The following is a 17,775-nucleotide window of genomic DNA, read 5'->3' on the forward strand; positions in this document are numbered from 1 at the left end:
CATACAACAGGGCCGGTGACAGAATGATCCGGTCAGATGGGGAGGTTCAGATGTCTGAGACATCTATCAACACACAGCACAGCAGCAAGGGCAGGGGGCTGAACACGCCACTGTTCCTGTTGTCGGGTGGTTTCATTGCGCTGTTCTGCGCCGCGGCTCTGGTCGATCTGGAAGGTCTGTCTGCGATGGTCGATTGGGGCTTCAATGTCTCTGCGACCTACTTTGGCCTGTACTGGCAGGTTCTACTGCTCGCGACGTTTCTGATCGGACTTGTTCTTTGCGTGCTGCCCGGTGGCCGCGCCATTCTTGGCGGGCTCAGCGCGCCTGAGTTTTCCACCTTTCAGTGGGGTTCCATGATCATGTGCACCTTGCTTGCAGGGGGCGGGGTGTTCTGGGCCGCGGGGGAGCCGATCGCCCATTTTCTTTATTCTCCGCCCTTGTTTGCTGCGCAAGGCGGCAGCGAGGCCGCAGTCACGCCCGCAATCGCGCAGAGCTTCATGCACTGGGGGTTTCTTGCCTGGGCTATCTTGGGGTCGCTGACGACCGTGATGCTGATGCATTACCACTATGAAAAAGGTCTTCCACTAGCCCCGCGGACCCTTCTGTATCCGGTGTTTGGCGACAGGGCGATCAACGGCCCGATTGGTGTGCTGGCAGATGCGTCGTCCATCATTGCAGTGGTCGCTGGAACCGTTGGCCCCATCGGTTTCCTGGGGCTGCAGGTGAGTTATGGATTGTCGGACCTCTTTGGGCTTCCGGATGTTTTTGCGACCCAAGCAGTGGTCATCGCGGGGCTCGTGGCGATTTACACCATTTCGGCCATGACGGGTCTGTCCCGTGGCATTCAGCTGTTGTCCAAGATCAACGTGATCCTGGCCGCAGCGCTTTTGATGTTCGTTCTGCTGGCTGGGCCGACCGGCTTTATCTTTGGCACCTTCTTTTCCGGGTTTGGCGCCTATCTGGGCAGCTTCTTTGAAATGGCGCTTTACCGTGGCGATGCCGGTCTGTTTGGCGAGCCGGGGTGGCTGGGCTGGTGGACCGTGTTCTTCTGGGGCTGGTTCATGGGGTATGGTCCTTTGATGGCGATGTTCATCGCACGGGTGTCGCGGGGGCGGTCGATCCGTCAGATCGTCATCATGCTGTCGGTCATCGCGCCGATCGTGACCAATTTCTGGTTCACCATCATCGGAGGGACCGGCATCGCCATGGAACTGGCCGAGCCCGGTACCATTTCGGCAGCGTTTGAAGGCTTCAACCTGCCTGCGGCCCTGCTGGCGATCACCGGGAACCTGCCGATGGGATTTGTGATTTCGATCCTGTTCCTGATCCTGACCACGATCTTTGTGGCCACGACCGGGGATTCGATGAGCTACGTGATTTCCGCTACCATGAGCGAAGGCGACAGCCCAAGCACCGCTGTGCGGGTGTTCTGGGGCGTGGCGATGGGCGTGATGGCCGTGATTTTGATCTCTGTCGGATCGGGTGGCGTATCGAAATTGCAGAGCTTCATCGTCGTGACCGCCGTGCCAGTGTCGTTGATCCTGCTGCCGTCGCTTTGGGATGCGCTGCGCATCACCTTGGCGAAAGGCAAAGAAAGCTGAGCAATGTGCCGGGTGTCTCTGCACCCGGCGTATCGTCTGCGATGACCGGCTGGCACAGGTCGGCGGGTCATCGTGAAACGTCTAGACAGCAAGGGCAAACCTGAATGAACGAGATCCTATGCCGCGACCCTAATACCGTCATGCGCCTGGCGCGTCTTGGCTCTATGCATCAGTCGCGTTTGTCTTTCATGCGGGTGCTGACGCGCCGTCTGGCGCGCGAGCAGTGGCGATTTGAACAGACCGCGTTTGAAATTGATGAGACGGGGCAGGGCCACGCCGTCTATACCGCGCATGGGCCTGAGCGGTCTTATTCCCTGATTGCATTTGCCCATGATCTTCCGCCTGAAAAACGATCCGACCGGGTGATCGCCGAGGCATGGGATGCCACCTTCACCCTGTTTGACGGCGTGCCGACCGCTGAAGATATCGACCGTCTGTCCCGCAATATCCCTGTGCAGGAAGCAGGCCGTGTGAGCGGAAACGAACTGTCCGTGTCGCGGGCCAACCGGTCGGTTCGTCTGTGGGAACATGTGGTCACGGCCCTGGCATCGGGGGTGCAACCCGATCGCGCGCAGATCGATGCGGTGGGTTATCTGATGCGGACGACGGCGGTCTATGGCTCTGGCAAGCTGGGCGCAGCTGACCGCGAGATGATTGCCGACCGCCCCGAATTTCGTGCGCCTTTCCAGGTTGAAATGCTGTCTGTCTATCTGACCCGGTGGTTTGTGATGGATCTGGTTCAGCATATGGCCAACTGCCGGGCAGCGGCCACAGGCACCACTGCCACCAAACTGGATATCGAGATCGCAAGGTCCATGGGGATCGGCAATTCCACCGGTCTTGGCATGGCGCCGTTTCTGTTGAACCATCCCGTTCTGTTCAACAACTGGGTTGCCGCGCGGGAACGGGCGATCCAGACCGTGCGCAACATCGCCGAGGCAAGCCCCGAGGATGTCAGCCTGTTTCGCGGGTTGGTCGAACGCAGCAAAATCACCATTGCCAAATGGCACTCCGACCATCCCATCCAGATCGAAAAACTGGCGGGATTGCGCAGTGATGTCGCTAAAACCGACCACTACCTCGAGGCCCATGCCCTGACCGGGATGAACCCTTGGGATGGTCTGTACCGCTGGGCCGAAGACGCGCTGACAGTTGAAGGCCAGGAGTGGATCGCCTCGCTGATGCTGGAGCCCTACGGCGCATTGGTTGATGGTTATGCCGAAGAAATGTCTGCCGACAACACCGCAACCTTCCGGATTTCCGGGGCCATGACCATCGGTGATCTGCGCGGGCTTTTGCACGAGATTTATTCCTGGGCCATCGAAACGGACTGGCAGGCCCCGCAAAACAAGGCACGAGCTTGGTATGTTTCCGAAGAAAAGCTGGAACCGCGTCTGGGTGAACGGTTCGAAGAGCCGATCGAGGAATACGAACAACCCCTCGCACCGGGGCGGGATGCGGCGATGCTCTACCGGGCGCTCGCCCATTGGCCGGACGAGGCGCAAGTGGCAGAGTTTCTGCTGCGCCATCCCGAACACCGCCACGTTCTGCGGCGGGCCCAGATTGTCGGGCGCGCGCCCTACGCCGAAATCCGCGACAACACCATTTCGGACCGGGTGCTGCCCATCGACATGTTGCGCTGCAAACTGTCCTTTTTCGGGGCAACACAATTTGACCCCCGGTCTGACCGCTGGGTTCGGATCTGCATGTATGGCAATGCCCCCCTTCCTTTTGAACTGACCTCTGAGAACGCTGAATTCTGGGTCTTTCCCAATCTGCAGGAGACCGCCGCGTGAGCCATTCGCTGAATGAAATCGAAGCCATGAGCAAACGGGCAGCGCGCGGTGCGGGCCTGTCTTGGGGGCTGGCAGAAGAGGCGGCCAAAGGCACACGCTGGCTGTCCTCCTTTGGCTTTCCCGGCACCGAGCTTCTGGCTGAGCTGCTGAACCTGAATGATCGAATTCCCGCCATTGATGTTTCTCCGGTGTCACTGCGGGCGGAGGTCTGGCATGCGCCGGCCCGCCGGATGAGCCCGCTGATTGCGGGCGCCTCTCTCAGCGATTGCGCGGCACGGCTCCTTGAGCGTGGCAAGATCACGATGGAGAACGTGAGCCTGCCATTGCTTGCGGTTCCGTTCATGGGTGGTGCGGCCCTGCGCCTGGGTTTGCCGGTCGCTGCCGAGTGGGAGGGCGCGCGCCTGGCCACAGACGGCAAGCGGCTCTGCGTTCAGGCCAGTCCAGAGGCCCTGCGCCTGCGTCAGGCTTCGACGCTGGTGTTTTCCGCACCTGCCGAGATGACGGGCCAGCAGGAACCGCTTTTGCGCGCCGAGGTCTGTGAAGACAGCTGGTCGCAGCTTGAGAAATTTGCCCACCGCACCTTTGCTCCGGCGACGGAAGAAAGCCGCCTCAAAGGCGCCGGGGCAGGTGTAAGCGACAACGACTGAGCCGGGGCAGGCCAGAGCGCTTTGGCCCGAGCTGCCCCTTCCTATCGCATCAAACAGAAAGACTGATATGACCGCGACCGAAACGCTGACCCTCACCGAGATCGAAGATCTCGCTTTCCGTGCGCTGGTAAACGCAGGCACATCCGAGGCCAACGCCCGCCCTCTTGCCGTTGCGACGGCGATGACAGAAGCGGATGGCGTTGCATCCCACGGTCTCGCCTATATCCCGATCTACGCCCAGCATGTAGAATGCGGCAAGGTCGATGGCCAGGCCGTGCCAAAACTGGATACCCCGCGCCCGGCAGTGGTTACCGTTGATGGCGGCACAGGCTTTGCCCACAGCTCGATTGATGCGGGTTTTGAAAAGCTGATCCCGCTTGCACGCGAAATGGGCGTGGCGGTTCTGGCGATCAACAACTCTTATAACTGCGGTGTTCTGGGGGTTCACACCCAGCGACTGGCACAGGCAGGATTGCTGGGGATCGGGTTCACCAATGCGCCTGCCTCCATTGCCCCCTCCGGCGGGGCGAAACCGGTCGTGGGGACCAACCCGTTCTCGATTGCCGCTCCCGATGCAGAGGGCAACGCGGCGCTGCTGATCGACCAATCCGCCAGCACCATCGCCAAAAGCGAGGTGATGAAACACGCCCGCGAAGGCAACCCGGTGCCCGAAGGTTGGGTTCTGGATGCAGAGGGCCAGCCAACAACCGACCCCGAGGCCGGGCTCAAGGGCTCCATGGTGCCCTCTGGCGGCTACAAGGGTGTTGGCATCGCGCTTACGGTTGAACTGATGGCTGCGGCCATGACGGGTGCCACGCTTGGCGCGGTTGCCAGCCCATTCTCCGGAACCGCAGGCGGGCCGCCGAAGACTGGCCAGTTCTTCATTGCGATAGACCCGCAGGCAACCGCGGGAGGGCTGTTTCAGGAAAAGCTGAGCGAGCTGATCGCGTCTTTCCGGGATCAGGATGGGGCGCGTCTGCCCGGTGACGGCCGCAACCAGGCCCGCATTCGCGCCGCCCGCGATGGCGTTGCCGTCAATGCCGCCCTGCTGGAAAAGGTCCGCGCCCTTCTCTGAACTGGGCATGGCCGGTCAGTCGGCACCTTAATGTCACTACCAAAAAGGCCGGGCAATTTGCCCGGCCTTTCGTGTCTTGTGCATCTAATTGTCCCGAAGGATCAGCCGCATTTGGAGTGGCCGCAGCTGCGGCAGGTCATGCAGCCTTCGACCATTTGCATGTCGAACTGACCACAGCTCGGGCAGGGTTTGCCGCGCGGTGTGTTCAGGGAAACAATGGCTGCTTTCGGGTCCGATTTCAGACCCATGCCTTCGCCTTCAAGGAAGCCCGTCGCCACCATGTGGGTTTCGATCACGCCACCAATCGCAGCCAGGATGGAGGGAATGTATTTGCCCTGCACCCAAGCACCACCACGGGGGTCAAAGACCGCCTTCAGCTCTTCGACCACGAAGGAGACATCGCCACCGCGGCGGAACACGGCGGAAATCATCCGTGTGAGGGCCAGCGTCCAAGCGTAGTGCTCCATGTTCTTGGAGTTGATGAACACCTCGAAGGGACGACGATGACCATTGATGATGATGTCGTTGATGGTGAGGTAAATCGCGTGTTCGCTGTCGGGCCACTTCAGTTTGTAGGTATGACCTTCCAGCGACTGGGGACGATCCAGCGGCTCTGACATGTACACGACCTCGGCCGCACCGGTTTCGCTGACATCTGCCTCATGCGGGGCATCGGCGGTCTCACCAGGTGCAGTGTCCGCGCTTTCGCTCACGGAAAGGACAGATCCGGTCACGTCGTTCGGGCGGTAGGTGGTGCAGCCTTTGCAGCCAAGATCCCAGGCCTGCATGTAGACATCCTTGAAGCTGTCAAAGGAAATGTCTTCGGGGCAGTTGATGGTCTTGGAGATCGACGAGTCGATCCATTTCTGTGCCGCTGCCTGCATTTTGACATGCTCTGCCGGGGTCAGCGTCTGCGCGTTCACGAAGTAGTCGGGCAGCTCAGCATCCGCGCCGAATTTCTCGCGGTACATCTGCACTGCGTAGTCGACGACTTCTTCCTCGGTGCGGCTGCCGTCTTTTTGCAGGACCTTGCGGGTGTAGGCGTAGGCAAAGACCGGTTCGATGCCGGACGACACGTTGCCTGCATACAGGGAAATCGTGCCGGTGGGTGCGATGGAGGTCAGCAGCGCGTTGCGGATCCCGTGTTCGCGGATGGCGTCGCGCACGTCCTCGTCCATGTTCATCATGTTGCCGGACGCCAGATAGGCTTCGGCATCAAACAATGGGAACGCCCCTTTTTCCTTGGCGAGCTCCACCGACGCCAGATAGGCCGCGCGGGCGATCGCGTGCAGCCACTCCTCGGTCTGACGCGCGGCTTCGTCCGAACCATAGCGCAGGCCAAGCATCAGCAGCGCATCCGCCAGACCCGTCACCCCAAGACCGATACGGCGCTTGTTCTGCGCTTCCTGCGCTTGGGCTTCGAGTGGGAACTTGGACACGTCAACAACATTGTCCATCATCCGCACGGCGGTGGCGACCAGCTCTTTCAGGCCTTCCGGGTCCAGCTCGGACTCTTTCTCGAACGGGTTCTTGACCAGACGCGCCAGGTTGATGGAGCCCAGAAGACACGCGCCATACGGGGGCAGGGGCTGTTCGCCACAAGGGTTGGTGGCTGCGATCTGTTCCACGTAGGACAGGTTGTTGGCCTTGTTGATGCGATCGATAAAGATCACGCCCGGTTCGGCATAATCATAGGTCGCCTGCATGATCTTGTTCCACAGGTCACGCGCCTGTACTGTCTGATAGACCTTGCCGTCAAAGATCAGCTCCCAGGAGCCATCCGCCTTCACGGCTTCCATGAAGGGGTCGGTGACCAGAACAGACATGTTGAACATGCGCAGGCGGGCGGGATCGGATTTTGCGGTGATGAAGGCTTCGATATCGGGGTGATCGCAGCGCATTGTCGCCATCATCGCACCGCGGCGGGAGCCTGCGGACATGATGGTGCGGCACATGGCGTCCCAGACATCCATGAAGGACAAGGGGCCGGAGGCGTCAGCGGCGACGCCCTTCACATCTGCGCCACGCGGGCGGATAGTAGAGAAGTCATAGCCGATTCCGCCGCCTTGCTGCATTGTCAGCGCGGCCTCTTTCAGCATGTCGAAGATGCCCGACATGCTGTCCGGCACTGTGCCCATGACGAAACAGTTGAACAGCGTGACCTGACGCGCGGTTCCGGCACCTGCGGTGATGCGGCCTGCGGGCAGATATTTGAAGTCTTCCAACGCGTTGAAGAACGTCTCTTCCCAGGCGTCCTGGTCTTTTTCAGCCCGTGCCAGATCGCGCGCAATACGGCGCCAGCTGTCCTCGACCGTCTGGTCGATGGGGGTTCCGTCCGCCTGCTTGAAGCGGTATTTCATGTCCCAGATCTGTTCGGCAATCGGGGCGGCAAAACGGCTCATCTGTCGAATCCCTCGTGTCTTGAGTGGCGGCCTGACTACACCAGGGCCGACCGGATCCTCAACGCGTTTTCCGCGCCGAGATCGAATTTTTTCGTCACTCTACCACAAGACCTTGTCGTCGGGCTAGTTCGACCTACAATATGAGGTTGAAGATCTGGACGACTCTGTGGATGCATTGTGGATAAGTATATCAACCTCGTGAAGCTTTCTGTTGGCACAGAAACAGTTGAAGGGCTGGAGGCCTGGCAGGCGGAGTACCGCAAGCAACTGCCCGAAGGTCTGCCGCGCCACGTGACACGCATGTGGCCCAAGCGTGAGGCCGAGATTTTGAATGGTGGGTCGATCTATTGGGTGATCAAGGGGCAAATCCAGTGCCGCCAGCGGATTTTGCGTCTTGATGAGGTGATGGGTGGTGACGGTGTGCGTCGCTGCGCCATTGTGCTGGAGCCTGAAATCATCCGCACTCAGGTCGCGCTGCGCCGTCCGTTTCAGGGCTGGCGCTATCTCAAAGTCGAGGACACTCCGCCAGATCTGCCAAAGGGAAGAGAGGCCGAAAAGCCACTGCCGCCAGAGCTCTCGCAGGCGCTGGCCGAGATTGGGGTAATCTGAACGCAACAGGGGCAGGCTGGAGCTGCGCGCTTTGCGCAATGAAACCTGCCAAACGGATGCGGACAAGAAAGGCGCCGTCTGATCCTCAGACCGGCGCCTCTGTTTCCTGTGGGGCTATTGGTCAGCCGTTTTGCTTGCCCACGTTTTCCTCAAAGGCGACCTGGAAAGCGGCTTGTTTCTCGGCGGAGGCCTCGGTCTGATAATTCGCCTTCCACTCGTCCATGGTCATTCCATAAAAGATCTCGCGTGCTTCGACTTTGCCCATGTCGATGCCGCGTTCGTTTGCGGCTTCCTGATACCAGCGGGACAGGCAGTTCCGGCAAAAACCTGCGAGGTTCATCATGTCGATGTTCTGTACATCGGTGCGGTCTTCCATCAGATGCTTGCGCAGGCGGCGAAAAGCGGCGGCTTCGAGTTCGATTTGGGTCTGGCTGTCCATGTGTTCGGCTCCCTGACTAATGTTGTGCCATGCCTAGCAGGCCGGCCATCTGGCAGCAATTGTGCCGCCCCGGTCACCCCCGCGATTGCAGGCTGCTGCGACCTTTGTGATCTGAGGTGGGGCTAGAGCCCCGATTTTTCCAGTGCGCGCGGCAGGATGTCTGCCAATCGTTCGGCCCAGGCCTCTTGCTGGTGGGCGTCCTCGATCAGATCATTGCGCAACTCGATCAACGTGTTCGGATAGCCATTGGTGGTTGCATGTTTGTCGATGCTGTCACCCGGCAGATAGCCAGTGTAGGGTTCATTGATCCCGACGCAGAGGTCGCGGTCCTGTTGCAGCTCTTGGATGATATGGGGCGACAGGGGTTCGTCGTCCGGCGCGAGAATGCCGATTTGCCAGGGGCGGGGCGCACGACCACGCAGCTGCGGCGTAAAGGAATGGACTGACACCAATATGGGGTCAGGGCGGTTCAGCAATCCGGCCAGCGCAGTGTGGTAAGGGGTGTAACATGCCTCCACCCGGGCCGCACGCTCGGCTGCATCGGCGTGGCGGTTTGCCGGAATGATCGAACCGTCGTACAGTTTCATAAGGAGGGTCGGATCATCCGCACCACGGTTGGGGTCGATCACCAGTCGCGAGAAATTGGAGGCAACCACTGGTGCATTCAGCAGTCGCGCCAGATGGCGTGCTACGCCGTATGCTCCGATGTCATAGGCAATGTGACGGTTCATGTCCTCTGACGGCAGGCCCAGATCTCCGCCGTTCACGAAAGGGGGCACGAAATTGGTGGCATGGTCGCAGCTGATCACCCAGCGCGCAGGGCGCTCAGCGCCTTCCAGGAAAAAGGGTAAATATGTCATCAGTCCGTCGCGTTTTGGTGATGAATGTTTAGGGGAGTTGCGGTGAAATGGGAATTAGGCGATAAGCGCCGCAGCAAATGTTTGCGATAACAGTTTCTGACGACGAAGAGGATGACCCCCATGAGAAGAACGCGCAATGTTAAGATCGTTGCCACCTTGGGGCCGGCATCGGAGACATACGAGACCATTCGTGCCCTGCACGAGGCGGGCGCCGATGTGTTCCGCTTGAACATGTCGCACGGCAGCCACGAGGAAATCGCGGAAAAGCACCGGATTATCCGCAAGGTCGAAGCCGATCTCGACAGCTCCATTGCAATCCTCGCGGATCTTCAGGGCCCGAAACTGCGTGTTGGTGTTTTTGCCAACGGGTCCGAAGAGCTGGTGGAGGGCGCGAAATTCCGTCTCGACCTCGACAAGGCAGAGGGTGATCTGAACCGCGTCTGTCTGCCCCATCCTGAGATTTTTGAGGCGCTGGAACCCGGCGCGCATCTTCTGGTCAACGACGGCAAGATCCGCCTTCGCGTGGAAACCTGCGGTGAGGATTTTGCAAATTGCGTTGTGACCACTGGTGGCACCATTTCCAACCGCAAGGGCGTGAATGTCCCCGATGTGGTCCTGCCGCTCGCCGCGCTGTCCGACAAGGATCGCAAAGATCTGGAATTCGTCTGCGGCTTGGGCGTCGACTGGCTGGCGCTGTCGTTTGTACAGCGCGCCAAAGACGTGTTTGAGGCCCGTGGCCTGGCGGATGGTCGTGCGGCTGTTCTGTCCAAGATCGAAAAACCGGCAGCGGTCGACAACTTCGAAGAGATCCTGGACGCATCCGACGGGATCATGGTTGCCCGCGGCGATCTGGGTGTCGAGCTGCCCGTATCGGCGGTTCCACCAATCCAGAAGCGGCTGGTGCGTCGTTGCCGGGCTGCAGCAAAACCTGTGATCGTGGCCACCCAGATGTTGGAAAGCATGATCGAAAGCCCGATGCCGACCCGTGCGGAAGTGTCGGATGTGGCGACTGCGATCTATGAAGGTGCAGATGCCATCATGCTGTCGGCGGAATCTGCAGCGGGCCAATACCCGATCGAAGCGGTCCAGACGATGGACAATGTTGCGACCGAGGTTGAGGTTGACCCGACCTACGTGCAGATCATCGCAGCGTCGCGTTCTGCCAAAGGGGATACGGTTGCCGATGCCATTGTGGCGGCTGCTCGCGAGATCGCTGAAAAGACCGAGATCAAGGCGATTTGCTGCTACACCCAAAGCGGCACCACTGCGCTTTTGACCGCGCGCGAACGTCCTGGTGTGCCGATCATTGCGCTCACTCCGCTGGCGCGTACTGCTCGGCGTCTCGCTCTGAGCTGGGGGTGCAACTGTGTCGTGACCACCGATCAGGATCGCTTTAAGGGGGCTGTTGTCGGTGCGGCCCGCGCCGCCCGTTCCGGTGGCTTTGCGGGAGAGACTGACCAGATCGTCGTGACCGCGGGCGTGCCGTTCAACGTACCCGGAACCACCAACATTCTGCGGGTGGCTCCCTGTGACGAACGTTTGATCTACAGCACCGATCCGGAGTAAGCTGCCCCAAGGCTTTCTGAGGAAAGGGGGCAGGTGATGGATACGGATCTGGCATTGGTTCTTGGACTTGTGCTCGGGTTTCTTGCGATCCCCTCTCTTGTCTCTGCAGCAAGTGACCGCCGCACCCCACGGGTGTCGGCGGTTTTTCTTTTGCTTGCCCTTGGGCTTGTGATTTATGCGTTTAGTGCCAAGCCTGGCGGCTATCAGCTGGATGATATCCCCCAAGCCATTTTCAGGGTTATTGGGCGGTTTACCTGAATTGGACCTGCCATTCGCAAGATGACAGCCCGAAACAGGGCGTCTTGCGGCATTTCCGGACAGAATCTGCTTGCCCTTGGTGGCGTGCTTGCGTAAACGGCAGCCCTGTTCGCGTGGCCGGCCCGATGTGGCATGCCGAGTCGCGCATACACCGAACCCGCATTGAAGGAGACGGAAATGCCCAAAATGAAGACAAAGTCGAGCGCCAAGAAGCGCTTCAAAGTGACCGCGACCGGTAAAGTTCTCGCAGGTCAGGCCGGCAAGCGCCACGGCATGATCAAGCGTCACAAGAAGTTCATCCGCGACGCTCGCGGCACCACCACCCTGTCCGCACCGGACGCAAAGATCGTCAAGGGCTTCATGCCCTACGACCGCTAAGAGGAGATCTGAGATATGTCCCGCGTAAAAGGTGGTACCACAACTCACGCCCGTCACAAGAAGGTCATCAAGGCAGCTAAAGGTTACTACGGCCGCCGCAAGAATACCTTCAAGGTTGCCCGTCAGGCCGTCGACAAGGCGAACCAGTACGCAACCCGTGACCGTAAGAACCGTAAGCGCAATTTCCGCGCGCTGTGGATCCAGCGTATCAACGCTGCTGTCCGTGCGCACGACGAAGCGCTGACATACTCCCGCTTCATCAACGGCCTGAACCTGGCCGGTATCGAAGTGGACCGTAAGGTTCTGGCCGACCTGGCCGTGCACGAGCCCGAAGCATTCGGTGCAATCGTGAAGCAGGCACAGGACGCTCTGGCTGCATAAGCCCAGCATCGCCAAAGTTTCCGGACGGGCCGCTCAATCGAGCGGCCCGTTTTCGTTTGCCAGTTTCGTCTGCCGGAGAGATCACCGCGCCAATTGCCTGCCATCTGCCTGGTCGTACGTGCGCGGCGTGGGGGACGCGGTTGGTGCCGGAATGTCACGCAGGTGCGGCAAACGCTTGCTTTCAGATGCTGCTGTGGTAGCAGAGCCTAAGCTCAAATTCAGGGGACCGTCATGGACGATCTTAAAGCAAAATATCTGGGTCAGATTGCAGACGCCGCCGACGAATCCGCGCTGGAGACCATCCGGGTCGCCGCAGTGGGCAAGAAGGGCGAGGTCGCGCTGAAAATGCGTGAGCTTGGCAAGATGACACCGGAAGAGCGTCAGGTTGCAGGCCCGGCGCTGAATGCGTTGAAAGATGAAATCAACTCTGCACTTGCGGCCAAGAAGGCAGCGCTTGCAGATGCCGCGCTGGATGCGCGTCTGCGGACCGAATGGCTGGATGTGACCCTGCCGTCGCGTCCGACCCGCACGGGGACGCTGCACCCGATCAGCCAGGCCAGCGAAGAGCTGACGGCGATCTTTGCGGAAATGGGGTTCTCGGTCGCGGAAGGCCCGCGCATCGATACCGATTGGTATAACTTCGATGCCCTGAACATCCCCGGCCACCACCCGGCTCGCGCCGAAATGGATACGTTCTACATGCACCGAGCCGAGGGTGACAATCGCCCGCCGCATGTGTTGCGCACGCATACCTCGCCGGTCCAGATCCGCTCTATGGAAAAGATGGGCGCACCGCTGCGCATCATCTGCCCGGGCGGTGTGTATCGCGCGGACTACGACCAGACCCATACGCCGATGTTCCATCAGGTGGAGGGCCTCGCGCTCGACAAGAACATTTCCATGGCGAACCTGAAGTGGGTGCTGGAAGAGTTTGTGAAGTCCTTCTTTGAGGTCGACGAGGTTGAGCTGCGCTTCCGCGCTTCGCATTTCCCCTTCACCGAACCCTCGGCAGAGGTGGATATTCGCTGCTCCTGGAAAGATGGTACGCTGAAGATCGGCGAAGGCGACGACTGGCTTGAAATCCTCGGGTCCGGCATGGTCCATCCAAAGGTGATTGCGGCTGGCGGGATCGATCCGGAGGTCTATCAGGGTTTTGCCTTTGGCATTGGTATCGACCGTCTGGCGATGCTGAAATATGGCATCCCCGATCTGCGGGCGTTCTTTGACAGCGACCTGCGCTGGCTGCGCCACTACGGCTTCCAGTGCCTCGACGTGCCCACGCTGCATGGCGGTTTGAGCCGCTAAGCCAAAGGCATAGTCAAAAAATACCAGCGCCCGCCTGTTTCAGGTGGGCGTTTTTCGTTTTGGTCCAGCGGCGACGTGCGCAGGATCACCACTTGGCCCACAAATATGTGACGTGACAGGGCGGAGGGCTTGGCTAGTGTCAGGGGCATGATGCGTTTTGTACTGACTGTTGCCGTGGCTCTGGCAGCCACATCTGGGCTGGCGATGGGGCCGTGGAAAGGCAATGCCGTCCCGTGTGAGGGGGATGTCGCCTGCGAACTGGGGGAGCGTTCTTACCACGTGATGACGCCTGATGGCTGGGATGGCGAAACACCGTTGCCGGTGCTTTTGCATTTTCATGGCTGGTCCCGCACCGGTGTCCATGCCCAGCGGTCTGAGCGCGTCGGTGCCTCGGCTCGGCGGCGTGGTGTTTTACTGGTGACGCCAAACGGCCGCGGCAAAAGCTGGAACTTCTGGAATGACAGCACAGAGGACGTCCCCTTTACCGATGCGGTCCTTGCGGATGTCGCGCAGCGCTTTCCTGTTGATCCGGAACGAATTTTTGTATCGGGCTATTCCTATGGATCCGCGATGGCCTGGCGCTATGTCTGCCAAAGCGGGAGCGATGTCGCCGCGTTGCTGGCAGTCGCGGGCAGCATCGACCAGCGCGAAGCCTGCCCTGAGGCCCCGCAAGAGGTGCGTCATGTCCATGGGCTGGCGGATACAGTCATGGATTTTCCGATGGGGCCGGGGGGTGATGTGACCTATCCGGTTGCGCTCTGGCGGCGGGCGTTTGACTGCAATGGCGAGGGCAGGGCGCAAGGTGATTGGCAGGCCCGCAGTTTCCTGACCTTTTCCCGCACTGGCTGGAGTTGCGCGGGGAAGGACGTGATCCTTGACCTGCATCCGGGTGGGCATTTCATTCCACACGGTTGGATTGGTCGGCAGCTGGATGAGCTTTTGGGTCTCACCCCGAGTTATCCTTAGGCCCGGAGCGGTGGCAAGGCTTGCACATGGGGGCAATCTTTGTCATTGCCTGCTGCAACATGCATGGCTTGCCATAGGAAACCGGACCGATGAAATTCACTCTTTCTTGGCTGAAAGATCACCTCGAGACCGACGCATCGGTCGAGGAAATCACTGAAACCCTGACCGACCTCGGCCTTGAGGTTGAGGGCGTGTCCAATCCCGCCGACCGGCTCAAGGAGTTTACTCTGGGCTATGTGAAGCACGCGGAAAAACACCCTGACGCGGACAAGCTGCGCGTCTGTAAGGTGGACACCGACGAAGGTGAAATGCAGATCATCTGTGGCGCACCCAATGCGCGCGAAGGCATCACCGTCGTCGTGTGTAAGCCGGGGATGTACGTGCCCGGGCTGGACATCACGATCGGTGTCGGCAAGATCCGCGGCGTCGAGAGCTTTGGCATGATGGCATCCGAGCGCGAGCTGGAGCTGTCGGACGAGCACGATGGGATCATCGAACTGCCGTCGGGCGAGGTTGGTGACCGATTTGTGGATTGGCTGGCGGCAAACGACCCCTCCAAGGTCGATCCGATGATTGAAATCGCAATCACGCCGAACCGGCCTGATGCCCTGGGCGTGCGTGGCATTGCGCGCGACCTCGCGGCACGCGGCCTTGGCACGCTCAAGCCACTGACGGTTGATCCTGTCGAGGGCGGCTACGAGAGCCCGATCAAGGTCGAGATTGCAGAGGATACGCTGGATGGCTGCCCGCTGTTCACCGGTCGCCTGATCCGTGGCGTGAAAAACGGGCCGAGCCCGAAATGGCTGCAGGATCGACTGACCGCGATTGGTCTGCGTCCGATCTCTGCTTTGGTGGATATTACCAACTACTTCACCTTTGACCTGAATCGTCCGTTGCACGTTTTCGATGCAGCCAAGGTGGCAGGCAACCTGCGTGTCCATCGTGCTGCTGGCGGCGAGACCCTGGTCGCACTGGACGAGAAGGAATACACGCTCTCTGCAGGTCAGATGGTGATTTCCGATGACAACGGTGCAGAGAGCATCGCAGGTATCATGGGCGGCGCCGAGACCGGCTGCACCGATGAGACTGTCGATGTCTTCCTCGAAAGCGCGTTCTGGGACCATGTTCAGATCGCGACCACAGGCCGGGCGCTGAAAATCAACTCGGACGCGCGCTACCGCTTTGAGCGCGGCGTGGACCCGGAGTTCACCCGTGATGGTCTCGACCTTGCGACCCGCATGATCCTGGATCTCTGCGGGGGTGAGCCATCGAACGTCGTGGTTGCCGGTGCGGTGCCTGATCATTCGCGCGCTTACAAGCTGAACCCGGAACGGGTGCAGTCCCTGGTTGGCATGGAAATCCCCGAGGCCGAGCAGCGCCAGACGCTGACCCGCCTTGGCTTCCGTCTTGAAGGCAACATGGCCCATGTTCCGAGCTGGCGTCCCGACGTGCTGGGCGAAGCGGATCTGGTCGAAGAAGTCGCGCGGATTGCCTCGTTGACCAAATTGCAGGGCAAACCACTGCCGCGTCTCACGGATGGCATTCCTGCGCCGGTGATGACACCGCAGCAGCGCCGCCAGCAGATCGCGCGCCGTACCTGCGCAAGCCTCGGCTACAATGAAATCGTCAGCTACACCTTCATCGATCAGGCCTCTGCAGCACTGTTCGGTGGTGGCGATGACGCAACCATGCTTGCCAACCCGATTTCATCGGAAATGTCGCATATGCGTCCGGCCTTGTTGCCGGGTCTCTTGCAGGCGGCAGCGCGCAACCAGGCGCGTGGTTTTGCCGACATGGCGCTGTTTGAGGTGGGGCCTGCGTTCCACGGCGGCGAGCCGGGGGAACAGCACAACCTGATTTCCGGTCTTCTGGTGGGGCGTACCGGCCCGAAAGACGTGCATGGCGCAAGCCGCGCTGTGGACACCTTTGATGCCAAAGCCGATATCGAAGCGGTGCTTGCGGCCATCGGTGCGCCTGCCAAAGTCCAGATCCTGCGCGGCGCAGAGCCCTGGTGGCATCCGGGTCGCCACGGCAAGATCTGCCTCGGCCCGAAGAAGGTGTTGGGCGTCTTTGGCGAACTGCACCCCAAGGTTCTGAGCGAAATGGGGATTAAAGGGGCTGCCGTCGCCTTCACCATCTGGCCGGACGAAGTGCCAATGCCGCGCAAGTCAGGTGCAAGCCGTGGCGCGCTGGTTCAGAGCGACCTGCAGGCCGTCGAGCGCGATTTTGCTTTTGTTGTTGATGACACCGTTGAGGCGCTCACTCTCGTGAATGCGGCTGCTGGGGCGGATAAGGCGCTCATCGAAGATGTCCGCGTCTTTGACGAGTTCATCGGCGGTAGCCTTGGCGAAGGCAAAAAATCCCTTGCGATCACAGCGCGGCTTCAGCCGACGGACAAGACGCTCACCGAAAAGGATATCGAAGCGGTGAGCGACAAGATCGTGGCCAAGGTCACCAAAGCGACCGGCGGCACCCTTCGCGGCTGATCGCATCTGCCAGATGGCGGTGGACAAACGAAGAAACGCGCCCCCGGTCGAGAGGCGCGTTTTTGCTATTTCGCGGCAAAGAACTCTGCCAGCATGTCATAGACCAACCTGATGCGTCTGCTGGTATGCAGCTCTCTGTGGGTGGTCAGCCAAATGGGAAAAGTGATCGGCCCGGCATCCTGAAGCACGCGTTCGACCTCCGGGCACTTTGCGGCAACATCATCTGACATCGGCGTAATGCCAAAGCCCTGTTTCACCAGCTCCCACGCGACAAGTCCGCTGCTGGATCCAATGCGAAACTGGTCAGCCGTGACCGGAATGCCCATGGGAACGAGATATTCGATCATTCTGTCTGTATCGCCAAAGCTGACAAAGTCGTGGTCGGCGAGATCGCTGTAACGCTCTGGTCGGCCCCGTTTGTCGAGATAGCTGCGGGAGGCGTAGAAATGGCCAGAGGCCTCTTGCACCAGACGGGCGATCAGATCTGGTTGGTCAGGTCGAACATGGCGGATGGCGATGTCGGCCTCTCGGCGCATCAAGTCACGGATGTCATTGGTGGCGACCACATCGATGGTCAGCCGCGGGGCGCGACGCTGCAGCTGTTGCAGCACCTCGGGCAATACATACGCCGACATCATATCGCTCGCCGTGATCCGGATCGTCCCGTCGATAGACTGGGCTTGGCCGGTTGCGGAAAGGGACAAGGCCTCTGCTGCCTGCCCCATGGTCCGGCTGTGATCGAGCAATTCGCGTCCGGCCTGTGTCAGCTCCAGTGACCGGCCGACACGTTCAAACAACAGCAGCCCCAGCTCTGTCTCGAGCGCGGCGACCTGGCGCGACAAGGTCGGTTGCGTCAGGCCGAGTTTGCGCGCGGCCGCCGATAGCGACCCGGAGTCGGCTGTGGCAAGAAACGCGCGGATATGGTTCCAGTCAGGGCTATTCATGCAGATATGTATATCAACCCTGCGAATTTGGGCAATTTCCCATTGGTTTGCGCATGGCTAAT

Annotated in this window: 16 protein-coding genes; 12 read left to right on the plus strand and 4 right to left on the minus strand. The window is 60.1% G+C overall.

What is annotated here, in order from left to right; genetic code table 11:
• Positions 1-50: 50 nt before the first annotated feature.
• From KUV39_RS15460 to KUV39_RS15475, 4 genes are all read left to right on the plus strand, one after another.
• Positions 51-1,601, plus strand: coding sequence for a BCCT family transporter (locus KUV39_RS15460; RefSeq protein WP_222460233.1), 1,551 nt, complete (start codon positions 51-53; stop codon positions 1,599-1,601).
• A gap of 104 nt (positions 1,602-1,705) precedes the next feature.
• Positions 1,706-3,397 carry a hypothetical protein gene (locus tag KUV39_RS15465; protein ID WP_222460234.1) on the plus strand — a complete coding sequence of 564 codons (1,692 nt, stop codon included), beginning with the start codon at positions 1,706-1,708 and terminating at the stop codon, positions 3,395-3,397.
• Positions 3,394-4,044 (plus strand): DUF3726 domain-containing protein, encoded by a 651-nt coding sequence (locus KUV39_RS15470; RefSeq protein WP_050673894.1) that lies wholly within the window; start codon positions 3,394-3,396, stop codon positions 4,042-4,044. Before KUV39_RS15465 ends, KUV39_RS15470 begins: the two co-directional genes overlap by 4 nt.
• A gap of 67 nt (positions 4,045-4,111) precedes the next feature.
• Positions 4,112-5,119 (plus strand): Ldh family oxidoreductase, encoded by a 1,008-nt coding sequence (locus tag KUV39_RS15475; RefSeq protein WP_222460235.1) that lies wholly within the window; start codon positions 4,112-4,114, stop codon positions 5,117-5,119.
• 101 nt (positions 5,120-5,220) lie between these two features.
• Here KUV39_RS15475 and KUV39_RS15480 read toward each other — a convergent pair whose 3' ends face one another.
• Positions 5,221-7,521 carry an adenosylcobalamin-dependent ribonucleoside-diphosphate reductase gene (locus tag KUV39_RS15480; protein ID WP_222460236.1) on the minus strand — a complete coding sequence of 767 codons (2,301 nt, stop codon included), beginning with the start codon at positions 7,519-7,521 and terminating at the stop codon, positions 5,221-5,223.
• 177 nt (positions 7,522-7,698) lie between these two features.
• On the opposite strand from KUV39_RS15480, the gene KUV39_RS15485 reads away from it, so the two are divergent.
• Entirely contained in the window at positions 7,699-8,130 is a 432-nt protein-coding gene (locus KUV39_RS15485) for a DUF1489 family protein (protein WP_050673891.1), read from the plus strand.
• 121 nt (positions 8,131-8,251) lie between these two features.
• On the opposite strand, the gene KUV39_RS15490 is transcribed toward KUV39_RS15485, so the two are convergent.
• Together KUV39_RS15490 and KUV39_RS15495 are read right to left on the minus strand one after the other, a co-directional pair.
• A complete protein-coding gene (locus tag KUV39_RS15490; protein WP_222460237.1) occupies positions 8,252-8,569 on the minus strand; it encodes a DUF1244 domain-containing protein in 318 nt (105 codons plus the stop codon).
• 122 nt (positions 8,570-8,691) lie between these two features.
• Positions 8,692-9,429, minus strand: a complete 738-nt coding sequence (locus tag KUV39_RS15495; RefSeq protein ID WP_222460238.1) for an N-formylglutamate amidohydrolase — start codon at positions 9,427-9,429, stop codon at positions 8,692-8,694.
• A gap of 120 nt (positions 9,430-9,549) precedes the next feature.
• On the opposite strand from KUV39_RS15495, the gene pyk reads away from it, so the two are divergent.
• The 7 genes from pyk to pheT all read left to right on the plus strand — a co-directional run bounded on the left by pyk (position 9,550) and on the right by pheT (position 16,769).
• Positions 9,550-10,995, plus strand: coding sequence for a pyruvate kinase (gene pyk, locus KUV39_RS15500; RefSeq protein WP_222460239.1), 1,446 nt, complete (start codon positions 9,550-9,552; stop codon positions 10,993-10,995).
• Positions 10,996-11,031: 36 nt separating this feature from the next.
• Positions 11,032-11,253, plus strand: a complete 222-nt coding sequence (locus KUV39_RS15505) for a hypothetical protein (protein WP_008562350.1) — start codon at positions 11,032-11,034, stop codon at positions 11,251-11,253.
• Between the two features lie 177 nt (positions 11,254-11,430).
• The gene (gene rpmI / locus KUV39_RS15510; RefSeq protein WP_008560811.1) at positions 11,431-11,631 is read left to right on the plus strand and encodes a 50S ribosomal protein L35; all 201 of its coding nucleotides are present in this window, start codon (positions 11,431-11,433) and stop codon (positions 11,629-11,631) included.
• A gap of 15 nt (positions 11,632-11,646) precedes the next feature.
• A complete protein-coding gene (gene rplT, locus KUV39_RS15515; protein WP_008559944.1) occupies positions 11,647-12,012 on the plus strand; it encodes a 50S ribosomal protein L20 in 366 nt (121 codons plus the stop codon).
• A 231-nt stretch (positions 12,013-12,243) separates the two neighbouring features.
• Positions 12,244-13,317, plus strand: a complete 1,074-nt coding sequence (gene pheS, locus KUV39_RS15520) for a phenylalanine--tRNA ligase subunit alpha (protein ID WP_008562877.1) — start codon at positions 12,244-12,246, stop codon at positions 13,315-13,317.
• 147 nt (positions 13,318-13,464) lie between these two features.
• Positions 13,465-14,283, plus strand: coding sequence for a CE1 family esterase (locus tag KUV39_RS15525; protein ID WP_222460240.1), 819 nt, complete (start codon positions 13,465-13,467; stop codon positions 14,281-14,283).
• Positions 14,284-14,372: 89 nt separating this feature from the next.
• Complete coding sequence (pheT, locus tag KUV39_RS15530) at positions 14,373-16,769, plus strand: phenylalanine--tRNA ligase subunit beta (RefSeq protein WP_222460241.1); 2,397 nt, start codon at positions 14,373-14,375, stop codon at positions 16,767-16,769.
• Positions 16,770-16,834: 65 nt separating this feature from the next.
• Here the strand turns inward: pheT and KUV39_RS15535 are convergent, their stop codons facing one another.
• On the minus strand, positions 16,835-17,713 hold the full coding sequence (locus KUV39_RS15535; protein ID WP_050673886.1) for a LysR family transcriptional regulator: 879 nt from the start codon (positions 17,711-17,713) through the stop codon (positions 16,835-16,837).
• Positions 17,714-17,775: the final 62 nt, after the last annotated feature.

The organism is Phaeobacter italicus, from assembly GCF_019801785.1.
GTDB lineage: Bacteria > Pseudomonadota > Alphaproteobacteria > Rhodobacterales > Rhodobacteraceae > Phaeobacter > Phaeobacter italicus.

Excerpts from the sequence above, each read along its gene's own strand:
- KUV39_RS15460 (WP_222460233.1), top strand. The coding sequence starts at position 51 with ATGTCTGAGACATCTATCAACACACAGCACAGCAGCAAGGGCAGGGGG.
- KUV39_RS15465 (WP_222460234.1), top strand. The coding sequence starts at position 1,706 with ATGAACGAGATCCTATGCCGCGACCCTAATACCGTCATGCGCCTGGCG.
- KUV39_RS15475 (WP_222460235.1), top strand. The coding sequence starts at position 4,112 with ATGACCGCGACCGAAACGCTGACCCTCACCGAGATCGAAGATCTCGCT.
- KUV39_RS15480 (WP_222460236.1), bottom strand. The coding sequence starts at position 7,521 with ATGAGCCGTTTTGCCGCCCCGATTGCCGAACAGATCTGGGACATGAAA.
- KUV39_RS15490 (WP_222460237.1), bottom strand. The coding sequence starts at position 8,569 with ATGGACAGCCAGACCCAAATCGAACTCGAAGCCGCCGCTTTTCGCCGC.
- KUV39_RS15495 (WP_222460238.1), bottom strand. The coding sequence starts at position 9,429 with ATGACATATTTACCCTTTTTCCTGGAAGGCGCTGAGCGCCCTGCGCGC.
- pyk (WP_222460239.1), top strand. The coding sequence starts at position 9,550 with ATGAGAAGAACGCGCAATGTTAAGATCGTTGCCACCTTGGGGCCGGCA.
- KUV39_RS15505 (WP_008562350.1), top strand. The coding sequence starts at position 11,032 with ATGGATACGGATCTGGCATTGGTTCTTGGACTTGTGCTCGGGTTTCTT.
- rpmI (WP_008560811.1), top strand. The coding sequence starts at position 11,431 with ATGCCCAAAATGAAGACAAAGTCGAGCGCCAAGAAGCGCTTCAAAGTG.
- rplT (WP_008559944.1), top strand. The coding sequence starts at position 11,647 with ATGTCCCGCGTAAAAGGTGGTACCACAACTCACGCCCGTCACAAGAAG.
- pheS (WP_008562877.1), top strand. The coding sequence starts at position 12,244 with ATGGACGATCTTAAAGCAAAATATCTGGGTCAGATTGCAGACGCCGCC.
- KUV39_RS15525 (WP_222460240.1), top strand. The coding sequence starts at position 13,465 with ATGATGCGTTTTGTACTGACTGTTGCCGTGGCTCTGGCAGCCACATCT.
- pheT (WP_222460241.1), top strand. The coding sequence starts at position 14,373 with ATGAAATTCACTCTTTCTTGGCTGAAAGATCACCTCGAGACCGACGCA.
- KUV39_RS15535 (WP_050673886.1), bottom strand. The coding sequence starts at position 17,713 with ATGAATAGCCCTGACTGGAACCATATCCGCGCGTTTCTTGCCACAGCC.